Annotated in this window: 18 protein-coding genes; 13 read left to right on the top strand and 5 right to left on the bottom strand. The window is 63.0% G+C overall.

Going from position 1 to position 16,525, the window contains the following annotated elements; all coding sequences use genetic code 11:
- Positions 1-6 precede the first annotated feature (6 nt).
- Positions 7-1,023, top strand: a complete 1,017-nt coding sequence (locus FYJ74_RS08410; protein WP_154529132.1) for an aspartate aminotransferase family protein — start codon at positions 7-9, stop codon at positions 1,021-1,023.
- Here FYJ74_RS08410 and FYJ74_RS08405 read toward each other — a convergent pair.
- A complete protein-coding gene (locus FYJ74_RS08405; protein WP_195838867.1) occupies positions 992-1,732 on the bottom strand; it encodes a GntR family transcriptional regulator in 741 nt (246 codons plus the stop codon). The genes FYJ74_RS08410 and FYJ74_RS08405 overlap by 32 nt on opposite strands.
- A 500-nt stretch (positions 1,733-2,232) precedes the next feature.
- Here FYJ74_RS08405 and FYJ74_RS08400 point away from each other — a divergent pair, with 500 nt between their 5' ends.
- The 4 genes from FYJ74_RS08400 to FYJ74_RS11640 all read left to right on the top strand — a co-directional run bounded on the left by FYJ74_RS08400 (position 2,233) and on the right by FYJ74_RS11640 (position 4,864).
- A complete protein-coding gene (locus FYJ74_RS08400; protein ID WP_154529130.1) occupies positions 2,233-2,781 on the top strand; it encodes a CD3072 family TudS-related putative desulfidase in 549 nt (182 codons plus the stop codon).
- A 101-nt stretch (positions 2,782-2,882) separates the two neighbouring features.
- Positions 2,883-3,437, top strand: a complete 555-nt coding sequence (locus FYJ74_RS08395; protein ID WP_154529129.1) for a CD3073 family putative ECF transporter S component — start codon at positions 2,883-2,885, stop codon at positions 3,435-3,437.
- Positions 3,438-3,446: 9 nt separating this feature from the next.
- Positions 3,447-4,277: an ATP-binding cassette domain-containing protein gene (locus FYJ74_RS08390; protein ID WP_154529128.1), complete on the top strand. Its 831-nt coding sequence runs from the start codon at positions 3,447-3,449 to the stop codon at positions 4,275-4,277.
- Positions 4,274-4,864, top strand: a complete 591-nt coding sequence (locus FYJ74_RS11640) for an ATP-binding cassette domain-containing protein (RefSeq protein ID WP_195838866.1) — start codon at positions 4,274-4,276, stop codon at positions 4,862-4,864. The genes FYJ74_RS08390 and FYJ74_RS11640 overlap by 4 nt, the downstream gene beginning before the upstream one ends.
- A gap of 159 nt (positions 4,865-5,023) precedes the next feature.
- On the opposite strand, the gene FYJ74_RS08380 is transcribed toward FYJ74_RS11640, so the two are convergent.
- The 3 genes from FYJ74_RS08380 to FYJ74_RS08370 form a co-directional block, all read right to left on the bottom strand.
- On the bottom strand, positions 5,024-6,019 hold the full coding sequence (locus tag FYJ74_RS08380; RefSeq protein ID WP_154529126.1) for a permease: 996 nt from the start codon (positions 6,017-6,019) through the stop codon (positions 5,024-5,026).
- A 69-nt stretch (positions 6,020-6,088) separates the two neighbouring features.
- Positions 6,089-6,331, bottom strand: coding sequence for a thioredoxin family protein (locus FYJ74_RS08375; RefSeq protein ID WP_154529125.1), 243 nt, complete (start codon positions 6,329-6,331; stop codon positions 6,089-6,091).
- Positions 6,328-6,687 carry an ArsR/SmtB family transcription factor gene (locus tag FYJ74_RS08370; RefSeq protein WP_154529124.1) on the bottom strand — a complete coding sequence of 120 codons (360 nt, stop codon included), beginning with the start codon at positions 6,685-6,687 and terminating at the stop codon, positions 6,328-6,330. The genes FYJ74_RS08375 and FYJ74_RS08370 overlap by 4 nt, the downstream gene beginning before the upstream one ends.
- A gap of 511 nt (positions 6,688-7,198) precedes the next feature.
- Between FYJ74_RS08370 and FYJ74_RS08365 the strand changes: the two genes are divergently transcribed.
- From FYJ74_RS08365 to fic, 8 genes are all read left to right on the top strand, one after another.
- On the top strand, positions 7,199-8,197 hold the full coding sequence (locus tag FYJ74_RS08365) for a lipoate--protein ligase (protein ID WP_195838865.1): 999 nt from the start codon (positions 7,199-7,201) through the stop codon (positions 8,195-8,197).
- Positions 8,198-8,338: 141 nt separating this feature from the next.
- On the top strand, positions 8,339-9,445 hold the full coding sequence (gcvT, locus tag FYJ74_RS08360) for a glycine cleavage system aminomethyltransferase GcvT (RefSeq protein WP_154529122.1): 1,107 nt from the start codon (positions 8,339-8,341) through the stop codon (positions 9,443-9,445).
- Positions 9,446-9,505: 60 nt separating this feature from the next.
- Complete coding sequence (gene gcvH, locus FYJ74_RS08355) at positions 9,506-9,907, top strand: glycine cleavage system protein GcvH (protein WP_154529121.1); 402 nt, start codon at positions 9,506-9,508, stop codon at positions 9,905-9,907.
- Between the two features lie 107 nt (positions 9,908-10,014).
- Complete coding sequence (gene gcvPA / locus FYJ74_RS08350; protein ID WP_195838864.1) at positions 10,015-11,367, top strand: aminomethyl-transferring glycine dehydrogenase subunit GcvPA; 1,353 nt, start codon at positions 10,015-10,017, stop codon at positions 11,365-11,367.
- A complete protein-coding gene (gene gcvPB, locus FYJ74_RS08345) occupies positions 11,367-12,827 on the top strand; it encodes an aminomethyl-transferring glycine dehydrogenase subunit GcvPB (RefSeq protein ID WP_154529119.1) in 1,461 nt (486 codons plus the stop codon). Before gcvPA ends, gcvPB begins: the two co-directional genes overlap by 1 nt.
- 116 nt (positions 12,828-12,943) lie before the next feature.
- Positions 12,944-14,299, top strand: a complete 1,356-nt coding sequence (locus tag FYJ74_RS08340; RefSeq protein WP_154529118.1) for a dihydrolipoyl dehydrogenase family protein — start codon at positions 12,944-12,946, stop codon at positions 14,297-14,299.
- A gap of 1 nt (position 14,300) precedes the next feature.
- On the top strand, positions 14,301-15,023 hold the full coding sequence (locus tag FYJ74_RS08335) for an alpha/beta fold hydrolase (RefSeq protein WP_154529117.1): 723 nt from the start codon (positions 14,301-14,303) through the stop codon (positions 15,021-15,023).
- Positions 15,024-15,199: 176 nt separating this feature from the next.
- Positions 15,200-15,616, top strand: a complete 417-nt coding sequence (gene fic / locus FYJ74_RS08330; protein ID WP_456095387.1) for a protein adenylyltransferase Fic — start codon at positions 15,200-15,202, stop codon at positions 15,614-15,616.
- Positions 15,617-15,686: 70 nt separating this feature from the next.
- Here the strand turns inward: fic and FYJ74_RS08325 are convergent, their stop codons facing one another.
- Positions 15,687-16,517 carry an RnfABCDGE type electron transport complex subunit B gene (locus FYJ74_RS08325; protein WP_154529116.1) on the bottom strand — a complete coding sequence of 277 codons (831 nt, stop codon included), beginning with the start codon at positions 16,515-16,517 and terminating at the stop codon, positions 15,687-15,689.
- Between the last annotated feature and the right edge of the window lie 8 nt (positions 16,518-16,525).

The raw sequence follows: 16,525 nt of genomic DNA, 5'->3' as shown, positions 1-16,525 counted from the left end.
GCGAACATGAAACGAGCGAACGGCCTGTTCCCGCTGGAAGCGACCGTCGAAGGCGAGAACGGGCTTCTCGAAAGTCTGTGCCCCGAAGGAGACCTGGTGTATCTCTTGTCCGGCCGGTGCGGGATCTACCACTGCCTGCTGGACATTGTGCGGTACGATAAAAAGCGGGTGGCGTACCTTCCTTTATATACCTGCGAGACCGTCGTGGCCCCCTTCGTCAAAGCCGGCTTTGCGCTGAAATTTTATCCGCTTGACCGGAACATGCGCCCCGTATTTTCCGAAGACGCGCTGGACAGCGTCAGCCTCGTTTCCGTTTGCGGCTATTACGGATTTTCCGCCTTCGACAGGGATTTTGTGAGAAAGTGCAAGGCGCGCAGCCTCACCGTCATGGAAGACATGACCCATTCAGTCCTGTCCGCGGACGGCCTTGACGAAAACTGCGATTACGCGGCGGGAAGCCTGCGCAAGTGGATGGGCGTCGCCTGCGGCGGCTTCGCGCTCAAGAGGCGGGGACGCTTCGCCCGCGCGCCGATGCCCCCGCACCGGGAACATTTGAAGCTGAGATACGACGCCATAGAACGGGACGATATGGAACTCTTCTGGAAAGGGGAAATGATGCTGCGGCGGATCTTCGACGATTTCGGCAGCGACGATGAGTCGGTCTATCTGATGAAACACGCCGATTTCCGGACGATCCGCAGAAAGCGGCGCGAGAACTACCGTACCCTTCTGGAAAACGTCAGGGAAAGCGAAAACCTTAAAGTCGTTTTCCCCGTTCTCGACGCCGGTACTGTCCCCAGCCACTTTACGGTCTTTGCCGGCGAAAGGGAAAAAGTCAGGGACGCCCTGCAGGCGCTGGGCGTCAAAACTTCGGTCTATTGGCCCCAAGGACCTTTGATCGAGCTGGACGGCCAGGAGGATACTCGGTACATATACGACCACGTGCTGAGCCTGCCTTGCGACCAGCGTTTTTCCGCGGAAGACATGAAATTCATCGCGGCGGCGCTGAATAGTTACAGATAGCGGCTTTTCTGGCTTCCTCCTCCAAATTTATGCGATAGATCTTTTCCCCGACGATCAGATAGTGCGCGTCGAGGCAGAGGCAGGAATCTTTCAGATCGCCTTTCTTGAGGACTTCCAGGATGACCTTGTGGGCTTCGTAGTTGTTTTTGTGGGCGACGGCGTACTTGTTGGCCGACGGCGCGTCGAAAACGTCCGCCCCCAGCTTGCGCGAATTCTTGACGGTCAAAAACATCGCGCCGTTGAGAGGGCTGAGCATCTGCCACATCTTGGTCAGGCGCGACATCCGCCCCATGTCCACGATCTGACGGTGGAACATCTCGTCGGCGGCGATGATCGCGGTCAGCGAATCGTCCCCGCAGGCCTTTTTCATCTGGGCCAGGGCGATCTCCATTTTCAGGACAGCCTCGTCGCTGCACTTCCCGCCGCACCGTTCCAGGGCGATCTTTTCAAGGCTCCCCCTCATGAAGAAAATTTCGTAAGCGTCCTTGGGCGAAAGGGTCGTGACCGAGCAGCCCTTGTTGGTCTGATACTCCACAAGCCCTTCGAACGTCAGCGTCTTCAGGGCTTCGCGCACGGGGCCGCGGCTTACGCCCATTTCCCCGGCCACGTCCAGCTCCACGATCTTGTCGTTCGGCAGCAGCTCGCCGTTGAGGATCTTGCTCCTCAGATAAGTTTCGACTTTTTTCGATAAGGTGACTTTGGATTCCATTTCGGCCTCTCTTGAAATTGTCATTTTGGGGTCAGGATTGTTTGTAAGACGGTCGCATTGTCATGAGTTTAGTTATTTTATGCGTAATTGTCAATCGAAAACTGTCCGGAGCCTTGGCCGGATTTTCATGGGGGGAGCGAACGGCGCGTGTTCGCTCCCCCGCGACGTTCGTTGTTCGAAGGAAAAAGCGGGAGCGAAGGGCTTCTTTGCGATGTTCCACGTAGAATGCGTCGTCATGGACGTAGCTGCGACAAGGTGTTTGTCTATATGCTTCAAAATTAATATAAAATCCCCCGCCCCGCCGCCCGCGGCCGCAGAGAAAAAGGCAGGCGCCCCTTTCAACGTTTTTCAGCTTTTCTTCGCGTTTTCGCGGCGGAGTCCGTTAAGTCCCCGCCGCGCGGTCGATGAATTTATGTTCTTGTTTTTATTCTTGTTTCGGATATGATCGGAGCATGAAAAACGGCCGCGCGGTCACCGCGGACGGAAACGGGGGATCGCCGATGGCGCGGAAAATTCTGGTTGTCAGTCACTGCCTGCTCAACACGGCGGCCAAGGTACGCCGTTACGACCGCGGCGAAAGTTCCGCCGAGGAACGGCTGCGGCTGAAAACGGCGCGCCGGGCGCTGACGCGCGGCGTACAGCTGCTGCAGCTGCCGTGTCCGGAATTTTTGACGTACGGGGGGCGGCGCTGGGGGCACGTGTACGAGCAGTTCGACCATCCTTTTTTCAGGAAGCGCTGCCGCGAGATGCTTGAACCCGTGTGCGAGCAGCTTCTCTGTTACGCGCAGGACGGCGAAATCGATCTTTTGGGCGTGCTGGGGATCGACGGCAGCCCCAGCTGCGGCGTGAAGTACACGTGCCGCGGCGAGTGGGGCGGCGAGCTGAGCGGCCGCGACCTCGCGCCCTTCGTGTCATCGGTCAGGCTGGCGCCGGGGCGCGGCGTTTTGATGGAGGAGTTCGGGAAACTCCTGGCGGAGAACGGGCTGAAGCTCCGTTTCGAGGGGCTTTTCGCGCCGGAGCCGGAACGGGCGCTGTCGGTGCTGGAGTGACGGCCGCGCGGAGCGGAAAGGTTCGGCGTGGGAAAAACGCGCCGGACGGCGTTTTATTTCGAGGCGCGCGAGCGCCGCAAGCATGAGAGGAGAGTTTTTTTATGATGAACCGGAAGACGTACGTGACGGCGTTCTGCGGCGTGGCCGTAGCGATGAGCATTGTGCTGGGCATCGTCACCTCGGCGCTGAAGATCCCGCTCTATCTGGACACGATGGGCACGGTGCTGGCGGCGGTGCTGTTCGGGCCGGCGGCCGGCGTGATCGTCGGCGCGCTCAGCAACATCATCACGGGGCTGATCTACAGCGTCAGGGACATCCCCTTCTGCCTCGTGAACATGGCCGTCGGCCTGGTCACGGGGCCGGTCTGCCGCCGGTTCCAGTTCAATCTGCTTACGGCGCTGCTGCTCGGTCTGGCGCTGAGCTTCATTTGCCCGGCGATCGGCACGCCGATCGGCATTTTCGTCTACGGCGGGCTGAACGGCTCGTTCTCCGACGTGCTGGTGATGGCGCTGGTCAAGGGCGGTCAGTCGATCTTCCAGGCGTCGTTCCTGCGCAACGTGGCGTCGAATTTCGTCGACAAGATCGGCACGTGCATCGTGGCCTATGCGCTGCTGAAGGCCATGCCGGCGCGTTTCCTGGGGAAAGAAAACGCTTAGCCTCCCGGCATGATCTGTCTCAAAGATCTGACGTACCGCTATCCGACGCGGCGCGGGGATCGGGATACGGCGCGGCGCGCGGCTCTGGACGGGATATCGCTGGATATTCCGTCCGGTTGTTTTATGGCGGTTCTGGGGCCGAACGGCAGCGGCAAATCCACGCTGGCGCGGCACCTCAACGCGCTGCTGCTCCCTTCGTCCGGCGCGGCGCTGGTGGACGGGCTGGACACGGCCGACGCGGGCTGCCTGTGGCGGATCCGCGACGCGGTGGGCATGGTCTTCCAAAATCCGGACAACCAGATCGTCGGCGCGACGGTGGAGGAAGACGCGGCGTTCGGCCCGGAGTGCCGCGGGCTGGAACCGGCGGAGATCCGGCGGCGCGTGACCGGCAGCCTGGAGGCCATGGCCCTGGCGGACAAGCGCGCGGCGGCGACGTCCCGCCTGTCGGGCGGGGAGAAGCAGCGCGCGGCGGCGGCCGGGGCCGTCGCCTGTCTGCCGTCGTGCCTGGCGCTCGACGAACCTACGGCGATGCTCGATCCGCGGGCACGGCGCGAGCTGATGGCGCCGCTCCATCGCCTCAACCGCGAGCGCGGCGTCACGGTGGTGCTGATCACGCACCACCCCGACGAGGCGGCGGGGGCCGACGTTGTGGCGCTGATGGAGCGTGGCGGGGTGCTGAAGCGGGGAACGTCGGCCGAAGTGCTTGGCGACGCGGAAGCGATGCGGCGGGCTGGTATGGAACTGCCGCCGGCGGCGGAACTGGCGCGGCGGCTCAGGCGGCGGGGCTGGGCTTTCCGCCTGTCGGTGCTGAGCGAAGACGAGTTTGTCGCGCAGACGTGAGAGGAAGCGCCCCGTCCCCGTCGGGCGGGGGAACGCCTTTACTGGAGGCGCGCGATCTGTGGTTCGGCTACGATACGCCGTCGGGGAAGGAAAACGTCCTGCGGGGCGTTTCGCTGACGCTGCGCCGCGACGAGTGTCTAGCGCTGATCGGCGCGTCGGGATCGGGCAAGACGACGCTGATCAGGCACCTGAACGGGCTGCTCAGGCCCGATTCCGGCGTGGTGCTGCTGAACGGGCAGGAGACGTCGGCGCGGTCGTTCCGTCTCTGCGACCTGCGCCGGGCGGTGGGGCTGGTCTTTCAGTACCCCGAGCATCAGCTGTTCGGGCGCACCGTGCTGGAAGACGTCTGCATGGGGCCGCTGAACCTGGGGCTGACGCGCGGCATAGCCTCGCTGATGACGCCGCTGTTTTTCGCCTCGCTGCGTCGTGCCGCGGACCTCGCCGAGGCGATGGACGCGCGGGGCTGCCGCGAAGGGCGGACGACGACGCGCCTCTATCCGCTGCGTTATACGGCCGCTGACCGCCGCGCCTGCGTTTGCATCGACGTGTACGGCTCGGCCATGCTGACTCTTTCCCTGATTCTATGAAAATGTTCCACGTGGAACATTTACGGAGAACGAAGTTATGGCAAGGGCTTGATTTGTATGTACCTGAAATAATTTGCCCGCATCGATTCTCTTGAACGATGCGGGCAAATTATTTCAACGCATTTTTTTTGAGTTCTGATGCTTCAAAGCGGTTTCGTTTCAGATAAACCAGTGGGCGCAGGCGTTGAAGCCGAAGCCGATCGCCATGATGCCCAGCGCGACGATGCCGGTGAAGATGGCCAGCAGCCGCGGCCTGACGGCCTGGCGCAGCATGACGAGCGACGGCAGCGACAGCGCCGTGACGGCCATCATGAACGACAGCACCGTGCCCAGGCCCGCGCCTTTGGCGTAAAGCGCCTCGGCGATCGGGATCGTGCCGAAGATGTCGGCGTACATGGGGATTCCCAGTAGCGTAGCCGCGACGACGGCGAGCGGATTGCCGCTGCCCAGCAGCCTGACGGCGAATTCGCGCGGCAGCCAGTTGTGGATCAGCGCGCCGATGCCGACGCCGACAAGGACGTAGCGGAACACTTTTTTCAGCGTGAACAGCATCTGTCCCTTGGCGTAGGCGAGACGGCCGGCGACGGTCAGCTCCGGCGAATCGGGGTCGGCGGCGGCGATTGACCTGACGAACGGTTCGACGTACTTCTCCATGCCCAGGCGATCGAGCGCCGTACCGCCGGCGACGGCCAGCACGATGCCGACGGCCACGTAGGCGGCGGCGATGCGCGCGCCGAAGATGCCCGTCAGCAGGATCAGCGAGCCGAGATCGACGAGCGGCGACGAGATCAGGAACGAGAAGGTCACGCCCACGGGCAGCCCGGCGCTGGTGAAGCCGATGAACAGCGGGATCGAAGAGCAGCTGCAGAACGGCGTCACCGTCCCCAGCAGGGCGCTGGCGGTGTTGGCCGCAAGGCCGTGCATGCGCCCGAGGATCCTTTTGGTGCGTTCGGGGGGAAAGTAGCTCTGGATATAGGAAATGACGAAGATCAGCGTCGAGAGCAGAATGACGATCTTGGTCGCGTCGAAGAAAAAGAACTGCAAACTGCCGCCCAGCCGCGTGGATGTGTCCACGCCGCAGGCCGTCAGCGCGCGGCCGACGAGGTCGCTGAGCCAGCGCATGGCGAGAATCTGGTTCTGGATGAAATTCCACATGGATTTAAAAAGCCGTCCTTTCGCGGCGCGAAGCTCGCGGCCGGGGCCGAAAGCTTCGCGCCGGGCCTTTTACGCGAACTTTTCCAGCAGCGCGGCGGCCTGCGCCGCGCTGGGGACCGAACCGGCCAGGACGACCTTGCCGTCCACCGCGATCGCCGGCGTGCCGATGATACCCATGGCCGCCATGACCTTCAAGTCGCCGACGAACTCAACCGGCGCGTCGATCCCCAAACGGGCGGCCGCCTCGCGCACGTTGTTTTCCGCCTCACGGCAGCGGGCGCAGCCCATGCCGAATACCTGGATCAGTTTCATTTTTTGTCCTCCTTGTGGCCGCCGCAGCCGCAGCGGCATTTTTGTTCCGGCGCGTCCGCGCTCCCGCGGGGAGTTCCGTTCAGGGCGCGACGCACGCACTCCAGCGCGCCGGGCAGGCAGGTCAGCCCGAGCGAGTAATAGCTGTTGACGCCGCGCTTTTCGACGCGCAGGACGTTTTTTTCGACCATCAGCGCCAGGTGCTTGCTCACCGTGGTGCGGTCCAGCTCCGGAAAAAGCTCCGCGATCTTGCAGGCGCACAGCTCGCCCTGCGCGAGCGCTTCCAGGATGAGCAGCCGCGCGGGGTGGGCGACGGCCTTGAACACGGCGACGCAGCCTTGCAAATCGCGTTGATCCATGGGATCCTCCTTTTTTTCGACAGATGTCCGCGATGAGACGTGAATAAATTTACACGTGGCTTTTGCGCCACATATTGTAGCGCGAACTCAAAATTTCGCAAGAGGCGATTCTTTACGGTTTTTCGTCCACGGACGGCGTATGGCGTCGTCGGCAGTTTCGTGTGACGCAGGAATAAAAACTGTCTTTAAGCAGCGCTGCGAGAAAATCTCTTTTTGCTTCAATAGTGTGTATTATATAAGTCTAACTTACAAATCAAACAATGCCGCGATTTCTCGCTTTCAGCGCTTCTAAAGAAAAGATCAAGTGCGAATATTCACACTTGTTGATGTAGATTATTTCTAGTTTGATTACTATGCTTCGCGGAACTCTTGCTTGAAAAAAACGAACGGGTAATCTATGATTATATTGTCTTGAGAGGGAATATTATTTTATGGCGATCGAAGAAACTTGCGTCGGATTGATGTATTGATGTGTGATGTAAAGAAATCGCGCACACGGGAGGAGAATTTTATGGACATTGTCAGGACTCGCCTGGTTCGCTCGCCGGTATGCAATCCGTGGAGAAATCTTGCCTGGGAAGAATATCTGACGAAAAACTGCGCGGACGACGAAGCGATTTTTTATCTCTGGCAGAACGCCCACACCGTGGTGGTCGGGCGCAATCAGAACGCCTGGGCCGAATGCCGCATCGAGCTGATGGAGAAGGAAGGCGTGACGCTGGCCCGCCGTTCGACGGGCGGCGGCGCGGTCTATCACGACCTGGGCAATCTGAATTTCTCCTTCGTCGTGCCGCGCGAGCGTTACGATATGACGCGGCAGCTCAACGTGATCCTGTCGGCGTTGCGGGCGCTGGGCGTGAACGCGGAATTCACCGGGCGCAACGACCTGACCGTGGACGGCCGCAAATTTTCCGGCAACGCCTACCAGCTGACACGGCGCGTCGGGCTGCATCACGGCACGTTGCTGGTCGATTCCAACATGTCGGTGCTGCCGCGCTACCTCAACGTCGATCCCGAAAAACTCAAGAGCAAGGGCGTCAAGTCCGTGGCTTCCCGCGTCGTCAATCTGAAGGAAGCGGCGCCGTCGCTGACGGTGGAGAAGATGTACGCGCCGCTGGAAGAAGCCTTTCTGGCGGAGTACGGCCGCGGCTGCGCGACGCGCGAAGACTCTCTGCCGGACGACGATCTGTACCGCGATCTGTACGCCCGTTACAGCAGCCGCGAGTGGCTGCTGGGACGCTCGCCGCAGTGCGAGGCCGCGCTGCGGCGGCGTTTCGCCTGGGGCGGCGTGCAGCTGTGTTTCGACATCGAAGACGCTGCGGTAAAGGATCTGCGCGTCTTTTCCGACGCCATGGACGGCGAGCTGATCCGGGCGGCGGAGAAGTGCCTCGACGGCCAGCCCTTCGAGTGGGACGTGCTGGCGCAGGCGCTGGAACGCGCGTTCCCGCAGCAGGCGGAAATGGGCGATCTGGCCGCGTGGTTCCGCGAGCATCCGGCGCTGCAGGCGTAACGACGCGGATTTCGGCGTATTTCACGTCCGCCCCCTGCGGACGGACGCGTTTTTTGTAGAAGCAGGCATCCCTGTGGGTGCCGGGGTTTGGCGGCGCTGTCGTGCAGGCTGCGCCTTTATGAGAAAGCAGGAGGTCAAAGGATGAAGAGAACCCCGATGTACGAGTGCCACGTGGCCGCCGGCGGCCGCATGGTCGATTTCGGCGGCTGGGAACTGCCGGTGCAGTACGAAGCGACGGGCATCAAGACCGAGCACCTGAACGTGCGCGCCAAGGCCGGTTTGTTCGACGTCTCCCACATGGGCGAAGTGACGGTGGTCGGCCCCAGGGCCGAAGCCTGGGTCTCCAGCCTCGTCACCAACGACGTGACGGAGATGCACGACGGCCAGGTGCAGTACAACATCATGTGCACCCCCACGGGCGGCGTCGTCGACGATCTGCTGGTCTACCGCTACACCAGGGAGCGTTATCTGCTCGTCATCAACGCGGCGAACGTGGAGAAGGACTGGGCCTGGTTCAACGACCACCTGACCGACGGCGTGAAGATCGAAAACATCTCCATGCAGACGGCCGAAGTGGCCCTGCAGGGGCCCAACGCCGAGGCGATCCTCAGGAAGATCGTCGATTTCGATCCCGCTTCGTTGGAATTCTTCCACTTCAAGGATCCCGTGAACGTGGGGGGCATCAAGGCCATCGTCAGCCGCACCGGCTACACCGGCGAGGACGGTTTCGAGATCTACGTGGACTGGAGCAAGGGCGCCGAGCTGTGGAACGTCGTCATGGAGGCCGGCAAGGACCTTGGTCTGATGCCGATCGGTCTGGGCGCGCGCGACAGCCTTCGCTTCGAGGCCGGGCTGCCGCTGTGCGGGCAGGAATTCACCGACACGCTCGGACCGCTCGAAGCGGGCTTCGGCTTCTTCGTCAAGGTCGACAAGGCGGGCGGCTTCATCGGCCAGCCGGTGCTCAAGCAGCAGAAGGTTGACGGTCTGAAGCGCAAGATCGTGGCCGCGAAGCTGATCGACAAAGGCGTGCCGCGCCACGAGATGGAAGTTGCCGACAAGGACGGCAACGTCATCGGCGTGGTCACCACGGGCGGCTACGGTCCCTCGCTGGACGCCAACCTGGCCAACTGCCTTGTGAACGTGCCCGCGCCGGCCGTGGGCGAGAACCTGTGGATCATGATCCGTGGCAAGGCCAAGAAGGCCGAAGTGGTGAAGAAGCCTTTCTACAAGAAGAGCTACAAGAAGTAGTTTTCGGCGCTGAAAAAATTTTGTGGAAATCTCTAAAAAATTTCAAGGAGGATACTGACAATGACGACCAAAGTTCTGCCTGAGCTGAAGTACACCAAGGATCACGAGTGGATCAAGATCGACGCCGACGGCTTCGGCCTGATGGGTATCACCGACCACGCGCAGCACGCCATGGGCGACCTCGTTTACATCGAACTGCCCGACGTCGACCGCGAGGTGAAGGCGCACGAAGCTACCGTGATCGCCGAGTCCGTCAAGGGCGCCAACGACGTGTTCGCCCCCGTGTCCGGCACGGTGGTGGAGGTCAACTCCGACCTTGAGGACGCGCCCGAAAAGGTCAACGCCGATCCGTACGGCAGCTGGATGGTCAAGCTGAAGCCCGCCGACCTGAAGGAACTGGACGGCCTGCTCGACGCCGCCGCCTATCAGGCGCTGGTGGAGAAGGAAGAAGCGGAGGCATAGTTCAGTTGCGGGAAATTTCGTCCGGAGGCGGGACCGCCGCTTTCCAGACGAAATTTTCCGCCCAAAGACCGTGATTTTCGAGCCGATCAATGGAGGTGCCGTATTTCATGAGCCAGTATATCCCCAACACCGAGGCTGATCGCCGCGCGATGCTCGACGCCATCGGCGTCGCGTCGATCGACGAACTGTTCTCGGACATTCCCGCTCAGGTCCGCCTGGCCAAGGCGCTCGACCTGCCTGAGGCGCTTTCCGAGCCCGCGTTGGCGCGCCATCTGCGCGCGCTGTCGGGAAAGAACAAGAATCTTGACGAGCTGACCTGCTTCTTGGGCGCCGGCTCCTACGACCATTTCATCCCCGCCGCCGTCGATACGATCGTTTCGCGCGGCGAGTTCACCACCAGCTACACGCCCTACCAGCCGGAAGCGGCTCAGGGCACGCTGCAGGCCATCTTCGAGTATCAGACCATGGTCTGCGAGCTGACCGGCATGGAAGTTTCCAACGCTTCGATGTACGACGGTGCTACCGCCGCGGCCGAAGCCATGGTGATCGCGGCCGCCGAAACGCGCCGCGAGCGCCTTCTCGTCGCCTGCAGCGTCAATCCCGAAACGATCCGCGTGCTTGGCACCTACTGCTGGAGCCGCGGTTACGAACTGACCGTCCTGCCCTGCAAGGACGGGCGGCTCGACCGCGCGGCCCTGAGCGCCGAACTGGCCAAGGGCGACGTGGCGGCGCTGCTGCTGCAGACGCCCAGCTTCTTCGGCGTGGTCGAGGATCTGACCGGATTGGCCGACGAACTGCACGCGGCCAAGGCCCTGCTGATCGTCTCCACCGACCTGCTGGCGCTGGGCTGCCTCAAGGCTCCCGGCGAGCTCGGCGCGGACGTGGTCGTCGGCGACGGGCAGAGCGTCGGCAGCAACGTCAGTTTCGGCGGCCCTGCCTTCGGCTTCATGGCCGCCACCAAGAAACTGATGCGCAAGATGCCCGGCCGCATCGTCGGCCAGACCAAGGACGTCAAGGGGCGCAACTGCTACGTGCTCACGCTGCAGGCCCGCGAGCAGCACATCCGCCGCGAGAAGGCCACGTCGAATATCTGCTCCAACCAGAACTTGTGCATCGTCGCCGCCTCGGTCTACCTCAGCCTGATGGGGCCGCAGGGACTGCGCGAAGTGGACGAGCAGATCTTGGCTAAAACGGCTTACGCCGTGGACGCGCTGGTGAAGACCGGCAAATTCCGTCTGGCTTTTCCCGGCGCTCCCGCGTTCCGCGAAGTCGTGTTGATCTGCGACGAACCCGTTGCCAGCCTCAACGCGCGCCTGCTCGAAGCCGGGATCCTCGGCGGCCTCGACCTCTCCAAAATCCGCCCCGAACTCGGCAACGCCTGGCTGCTGGCTGTGACCGAACAGCGTACGAAAGAAGAAATCGACCGCCTTGTGTCGATCGCCGCAGGAGGTGACCGCTAATGCTCCGCTCTGTTGAATCCCTGTTCGAAGCCAGCCGTCCCGGCCGCGTCGGTTACTCGCTGCCCAGGCTCGACGTTCCCGCCGCGCCGGCGAACGCGCTCGGCGGCATGGCCCGCGCCCAGGCTCCCCGTCTGCCGGAGATGGCGGAAGTGGACGTGGTGCGCCACTTCACGCGCCTGTCACACCTGAACTTCTCCGTCGACGAAGGCTTTTATCCGCTCGGTTCCTGCACCATGAAGTACAATCCCAAGATCAACGAAGCGGCCGCCCGCCTGCCTGGATTCGCCCGCATCCACCCGCTACAGCCGGAAAGCACTGTGCAGGGGGCGCTCGGCCTGATCCACGACCTGTCCGCGATGCTGGCGGAGATCACCGGCATGTCGGCCGTCTCGCTGCAGCCGGCCGCCGGCGCTCACGGCGAACAGACCGGCCTGATGCTGATCAAGAAGTACCACGAAGACCGCGGCGACCTCAAGCGCACCAAGATCATCGTCCCAGACTCCGCCCACGGCACCAACCCCGCTTCGGCCACCGTCACCGGCTTCGAGCCGGTAGCCGTTCCTTCCGACAAGGACGGCATGGTCGACTTGAACGAACTGGCCAAGCTGATGGACGACACCGTGGCCGGGTTGATGTTGACCAATCCCAACACGCTGGGCATCTTCGAGAAGAATATCCTCGAGCTGACCGACATGATCCACAGGGCCGGCGGCCTGTGCTACTACGACGGCGCCAACGCCAACGCCATCGTCGGCCAGGTGCGCCCCGGCGACATGGGCTTCGACGTGCTGCACCTCAACCTGCACAAGACCTTCAGCACGCCGCACGGCGGCGGCGGCCCCGGCGCGGGCGCGGTCGGCGTCAACGAAAAGCTGCTGCCCTATCTGCCCACGCCCATCGTGGTCCGCAAGGACGGCGCCTATTCGCTGGAGACGAAGGCCGAGCATCCCAAGAGCATCGGCAGCGTGCGCAGCTTCTACGGCAACTTCGGCGTGCTGGTGCGCGCCTACGCGTACATCCGCAATCTCGGCGCCGCCGGGCTGAAAGAAGTTTCCGACATCGCCGTTCTGAACGCCAACTATCTGGCCGCGAAGATCAAAAAGTTCTACCCGCTCGCCGTCAACGGCTTCTGCAAGCACGAATTCGTGGCCGACGGCAGCGAACTGAAGCACGAGACCGGTGTGTCCACCATGGACGTCGCCAAGGCTCTGATCGACGCCGGCTACCACCCGCCCACGACCTACTTCCCGCTCATCGTCCACGAAGCGCTGATGATCGAGCCGACGGAGACCGAATCCAAGGAAACTCTCGACGGCTTTGTCGACGCTCTGCAGAAGATCGTTGAAGAGGGCAAAGCCAAGGGCGCGGAAGAGTTCCATTCCAAACCGCACAGCACTGTGATCGCGCGTCCTGACGAAACCGAAGCGGCGCGTCATCCGGTTCTGCGCTGGCAGTTCTAGCATTGAAGTGAAACGCTAAAACGCGAAGCGGCCGCGCCGCGGGGGATTTTTCGCCACAGGCGGCTCCCCGCGGCGCTTCGTTTCGCGTTTTTTGCAATATGACAGGAGGAAGACACATGTATGATCTGATCGTTCTCGGCGGCGGCCCCGGCGGCACGCGCGCCGCGGAGCTGGCGGCGCATCACGGCATGCAGGTCGCGCTCGTGGAAAAAGCCCACCTCGGCGGCACCTGCCTGAACCGCGGCTGCATCCCCACCAAAGCCCTCTATTCCCACGTGATCGGCGGCAAGGGCGCGCGCGAAGGGCTGTGGACGCGCCTCGAAGGCGTGATCGACACGCTGCGCAAGGGCAACGCCCAGCTCATGAAGATGGCCGGCGTCAAAGTGCTGCGCGGGACCGGCGTCGTCACCCAATGGGAAGGGACCAAAAAAATGACCGTCGCCCACGACGACGGCACGACGGAACAGATCGAAGGCAAACGCCTGCTGATCGCCGTCGGCGCGCGTTCCGTGCGCCCCGAGTTCGTCGGCAACGACCTGCCCCAGGTGCTGACCGGCGACTGGGCCATCACCGATCCGCAGCTCTGGGATCCCGAGCGCAACGCCGCCGTGCAGACCGTGGCCGTGCTCGGCGCCGGCGTCATCGCGCTGGAAATGGGCATGATCCTGCAGGGGCTGGGGAAAAAGGTGATCCTGCTCAAGCATTCCGATCAGATCCTGCGCCGCCTCGACGGCGACATCAAGAAAAAGGTCGCCCTGGCCGTCAAGCGCCGCAAGACCGTCGTCAAAGACTACGTGCGCTTGACGGAAGCCGTGGCCGACGGCGACGGCCTGATCCTGCGCGGCACGTCGAAAGACGAGCCGTTCGAGGAGCGTTGCGACCGCCTCATCGTCGGCTCCAGCATGACGCCGATCCTCGAGGGCTACGGCCTGGAAAACAGCGGCGTGAAGATCGAAAAAGGCTGCCTCGCCGTAGACGCGCAGATGCGCGCCTCCGTCGACGGCGTCTGGGCCATCGGCGACTGTACCGGCGGCGCCATGCTGGCGCACCTGGCCGAGTATCAGGCGCTGGCGGCCGTCAGCAGCATGACCGGCGGCGAGTACGCCGTCAACCTCGACGCCCTGCCCGCCTGCGTGTTCATCGAGCCGGAAGTCGGGACCGTCGGCCTTACCGAAGAGGAAGCAAAATCCCGCGGCATCGACTACGCGACCTCGCGCGCCTACTTCGCCGCCAACGGCATGGCGCTGGCCATGGGCGAGGGCGACGGCTTCGTCAAGGTCGTCGCGCGCAAGGCCGACGGCGTGCTGCTGGGCGTGCACATCATGGGGCCGGAAGCGGCGTCTCTGCTGGGCGAAGCGGCGCTGGCCGTGTCCAAGGGGCTGACCGCGCGCGACGTGGCCTATTCCATCCACGCGCATCCCACGCTGTGCGAGTGCTTCCGCGACGCCTGCCTGAGGATTGTCGAGGGCTAAAATGGCGCCGAGCGTCTCGCTGCTGTTGCTGCCGGGACTGGCCGGCGGCGCGGACTGCTGGGGCCAGCCATTCCTCGCCGACCTGCGGCGGGCCGGCGCGAACCCGCTGCTTTACGCGCCGCCGCGGGATTATTCGTTCGATCGCGCCGTCGCCGCGGCCGCCGCGCAGATCGAACGGCGCGGCGCGCCCTGCGCCGTGCTGGGCTGGTCCATGGGCGCGGAAGTCGCCCTGCGTCTGGCGCTGGAACGCCCGGAGCTTGTAGGTGCGCTCGTACTGTGCGCCGCCTGCGCCGACCAACCGGCGCAGGCGCGGCGGGGCGCCGCGCTGCGCCAACTGCTCGAAGCGCCGTGGCCGCGCTGGCACGAACTGCTGATGCAGGCCATCATGCCGCAATCGCTGCGCGCCCGCCCCGCGGCGGCGCGGAACTTTATGCGCCTGACGGCGGCGCGCCGAACGCCGGACGACGCGCTCCTGTGGAACGCCCAGCGCGAAGCTCTGAAAGCCGCGCCCCCGCTGGGCCCCGCCCTGCCGCGAATCAAACAGCCGGCGCTGGTCTGCGCCGGAGAACACGATCTTCTGTTCCCGCCGGAAGAAGTCGAAAAGCTCGCCGCCGCCCTGCCGAACGCGCGCTTCCGCCTCTTCCCCGCCGGACACGCCGTCATGTACGACCGCCCCGAAGAATTGGCTCAAACGATCGCTGCGTTTTTGGCCGCTGTGGTATGATCGATGCCGTCATGAAAGCGCAAAACGCCGGAAGAAAGAGGGGATTCAAGGATGAATGACGTTGATGAAAAAAGCCTGCGAACGCCCGCTGTCTTTACGAGAGCGGTGACATCGATCACGTCGAGGTCGGTACCGTCGCGGGGCTGCGGTAGATCCACGAGGCCCTGTTCGGCGGGTTGTACGATTTCGCCGGGCAGATTCGCACGCTCAACGTCTCCGGGGGCAATTTCCGCTTCGCCAGCTGTCTTTATTTGCAAGAAGCGCTCCGCGCCATTGAAAAAATGCCCGAAAATTCTTTTGAGGAGATTACCGCCAAGTACGTGGAGATGAACGTCGCTCACCCGTTTATGGAGGGCAACGGGCGCGCCATGCGCATCTGGCTCGACCTAATGCTCAGGAAAAAACTGCGCCGCGTCGTCGACTGGCAGAACGTCGACAAAGCCCTCTATCTTCAGGCGATGGAGCGCAGCCCCGTCAATGACCTGGAGTTGCGCTGCCTCCTTCTGTCCAACCTTACCGATCGCATCGACGACCGCGAAGCCATTTTCAAGGGTCTCGAACAGTCGTACTGGTACGAAGGGTACCGTCATTAAAAAACGTCTCGCGCCGGACATCGTGATGTCCGGCGCGAGACGTTTTTTTGTTTCTTTGACGACGCGGATATTACGCCACCGACGCCGGCGGCACGACGACAGGCTTGGCCTTGGAATTGTCGATGGCGTGCACGGGGCACTTGGAGGCGCACAGTCCGCAGTTGACGCAGCCGGCCGGGTCGATGACGGCGAGCGCGCCTTTCATGGAGATGGTCTGCTTGGGGCATACTTTCACGCACATCTGGCAGCCGATGCAGCCGATCGTGCAGACTTTGCGCACGAAAGCGCCGGGCATGGGGTTGCTGCAGGCGACGTGAACCATTTTCTTTTTGGGCACCATGGCGATGATGCCGCGCGGACAGGCTTCGACGCAGGCTTTACAGCCCACGCACTTGTTGCGGTCGACTTTGGCGACGCCGTTAATGACGTGGATGGCGTCGAACTTGCAGGCTTTGACGCAGGTGCCGAAACCCATGCAGGCGAAAGCGCAGGACGTGGGGCCGTGCCCCGGCACGACGGAGGCGCTCTGGCAGTCGCCGATGCCCAGATAAACGCAGTCCTTGTGTGTCTTGTCGAACGCTCCCTGGCAGCGCACGAAGGCGACTTCGGGCTCGGTTCCGTCGGCGGAGACGCCCATGATCTCGGCGATTTTTTCCGCTACGGGGGCGCCGCCGACGACGCACTTGTTCAGCGCGCAGGCGCCGAGGACGCAGCCTTCGGCGTAGCCGTCGCAGCCGGGGTAGCCGCAGCCGCCGCAGTTGGCCCCTGGGAGCGCGGCGCGGATCTTGATCTGGCGCGGATCGACGGCGACGGCGAACTTTTTGGAGGCGAAGGCGAGCAGGCAGCCGAAGACGACGCCCAGACCGCCCATGACAAACATGGGGTAAATGATGGCAGTCATGGCTGTCA

Source organism: Pyramidobacter porci (assembly GCF_009695745.1).
GTDB lineage: Bacteria > Synergistota > Synergistia > Synergistales > Dethiosulfovibrionaceae > Pyramidobacter > Pyramidobacter porci.
This window is presented reverse-complemented; position numbering and strand designations above follow the sequence as displayed.

Coding starts and splice junctions, on each gene's coding strand:
- gcvT (WP_154529122.1), top strand. CDS start 8,339: ATGAAGAGAACCCCGATGTACGAGTGCCACGTGGCCGCCGGCGGCCGC.
- FYJ74_RS08370 (WP_154529124.1), bottom strand. CDS start 6,687: ATGGATCAACGCGATTTGCAAGGCTGCGTCGCCGTGTTCAAGGCCGTC.
- FYJ74_RS08410 (WP_154529132.1), top strand. CDS start 7: ATGAAACGAGCGAACGGCCTGTTCCCGCTGGAAGCGACCGTCGAAGGC.
- FYJ74_RS08405 (WP_195838867.1), bottom strand. CDS start 1,732: ATGGAATCCAAAGTCACCTTATCGAAAAAAGTCGAAACTTATCTGAGG.
- gcvPB (WP_154529119.1), top strand. CDS start 11,367: ATGCTCCGCTCTGTTGAATCCCTGTTCGAAGCCAGCCGTCCCGGCCGC.
- FYJ74_RS08380 (WP_154529126.1), bottom strand. CDS start 6,019: ATGTGGAATTTCATCCAGAACCAGATTCTCGCCATGCGCTGGCTCAGC.
- FYJ74_RS08335 (WP_154529117.1), top strand. CDS start 14,301: ATGGCGCCGAGCGTCTCGCTGCTGTTGCTGCCGGGACTGGCCGGCGGC.
- FYJ74_RS08375 (WP_154529125.1), bottom strand. CDS start 6,331: ATGAAACTGATCCAGGTATTCGGCATGGGCTGCGCCCGCTGCCGTGAG.
- FYJ74_RS08325 (WP_154529116.1), bottom strand. CDS start 16,517: ATGACTGCCATCATTTACCCCATGTTTGTCATGGGCGGTCTGGGCGTC.
- FYJ74_RS08400 (WP_154529130.1), top strand. CDS start 2,233: ATGGCGCGGAAAATTCTGGTTGTCAGTCACTGCCTGCTCAACACGGCG.
- FYJ74_RS08340 (WP_154529118.1), top strand. CDS start 12,944: ATGTATGATCTGATCGTTCTCGGCGGCGGCCCCGGCGGCACGCGCGCC.
- gcvH (WP_154529121.1), top strand. CDS start 9,506: ATGACGACCAAAGTTCTGCCTGAGCTGAAGTACACCAAGGATCACGAG.
- FYJ74_RS08390 (WP_154529128.1), top strand. CDS start 3,447: ATGATCTGTCTCAAAGATCTGACGTACCGCTATCCGACGCGGCGCGGG.
- gcvPA (WP_195838864.1), top strand. CDS start 10,015: ATGAGCCAGTATATCCCCAACACCGAGGCTGATCGCCGCGCGATGCTC.
- FYJ74_RS08395 (WP_154529129.1), top strand. CDS start 2,883: ATGATGAACCGGAAGACGTACGTGACGGCGTTCTGCGGCGTGGCCGTA.
- FYJ74_RS08365 (WP_195838865.1), top strand. CDS start 7,199: ATGGACATTGTCAGGACTCGCCTGGTTCGCTCGCCGGTATGCAATCCG.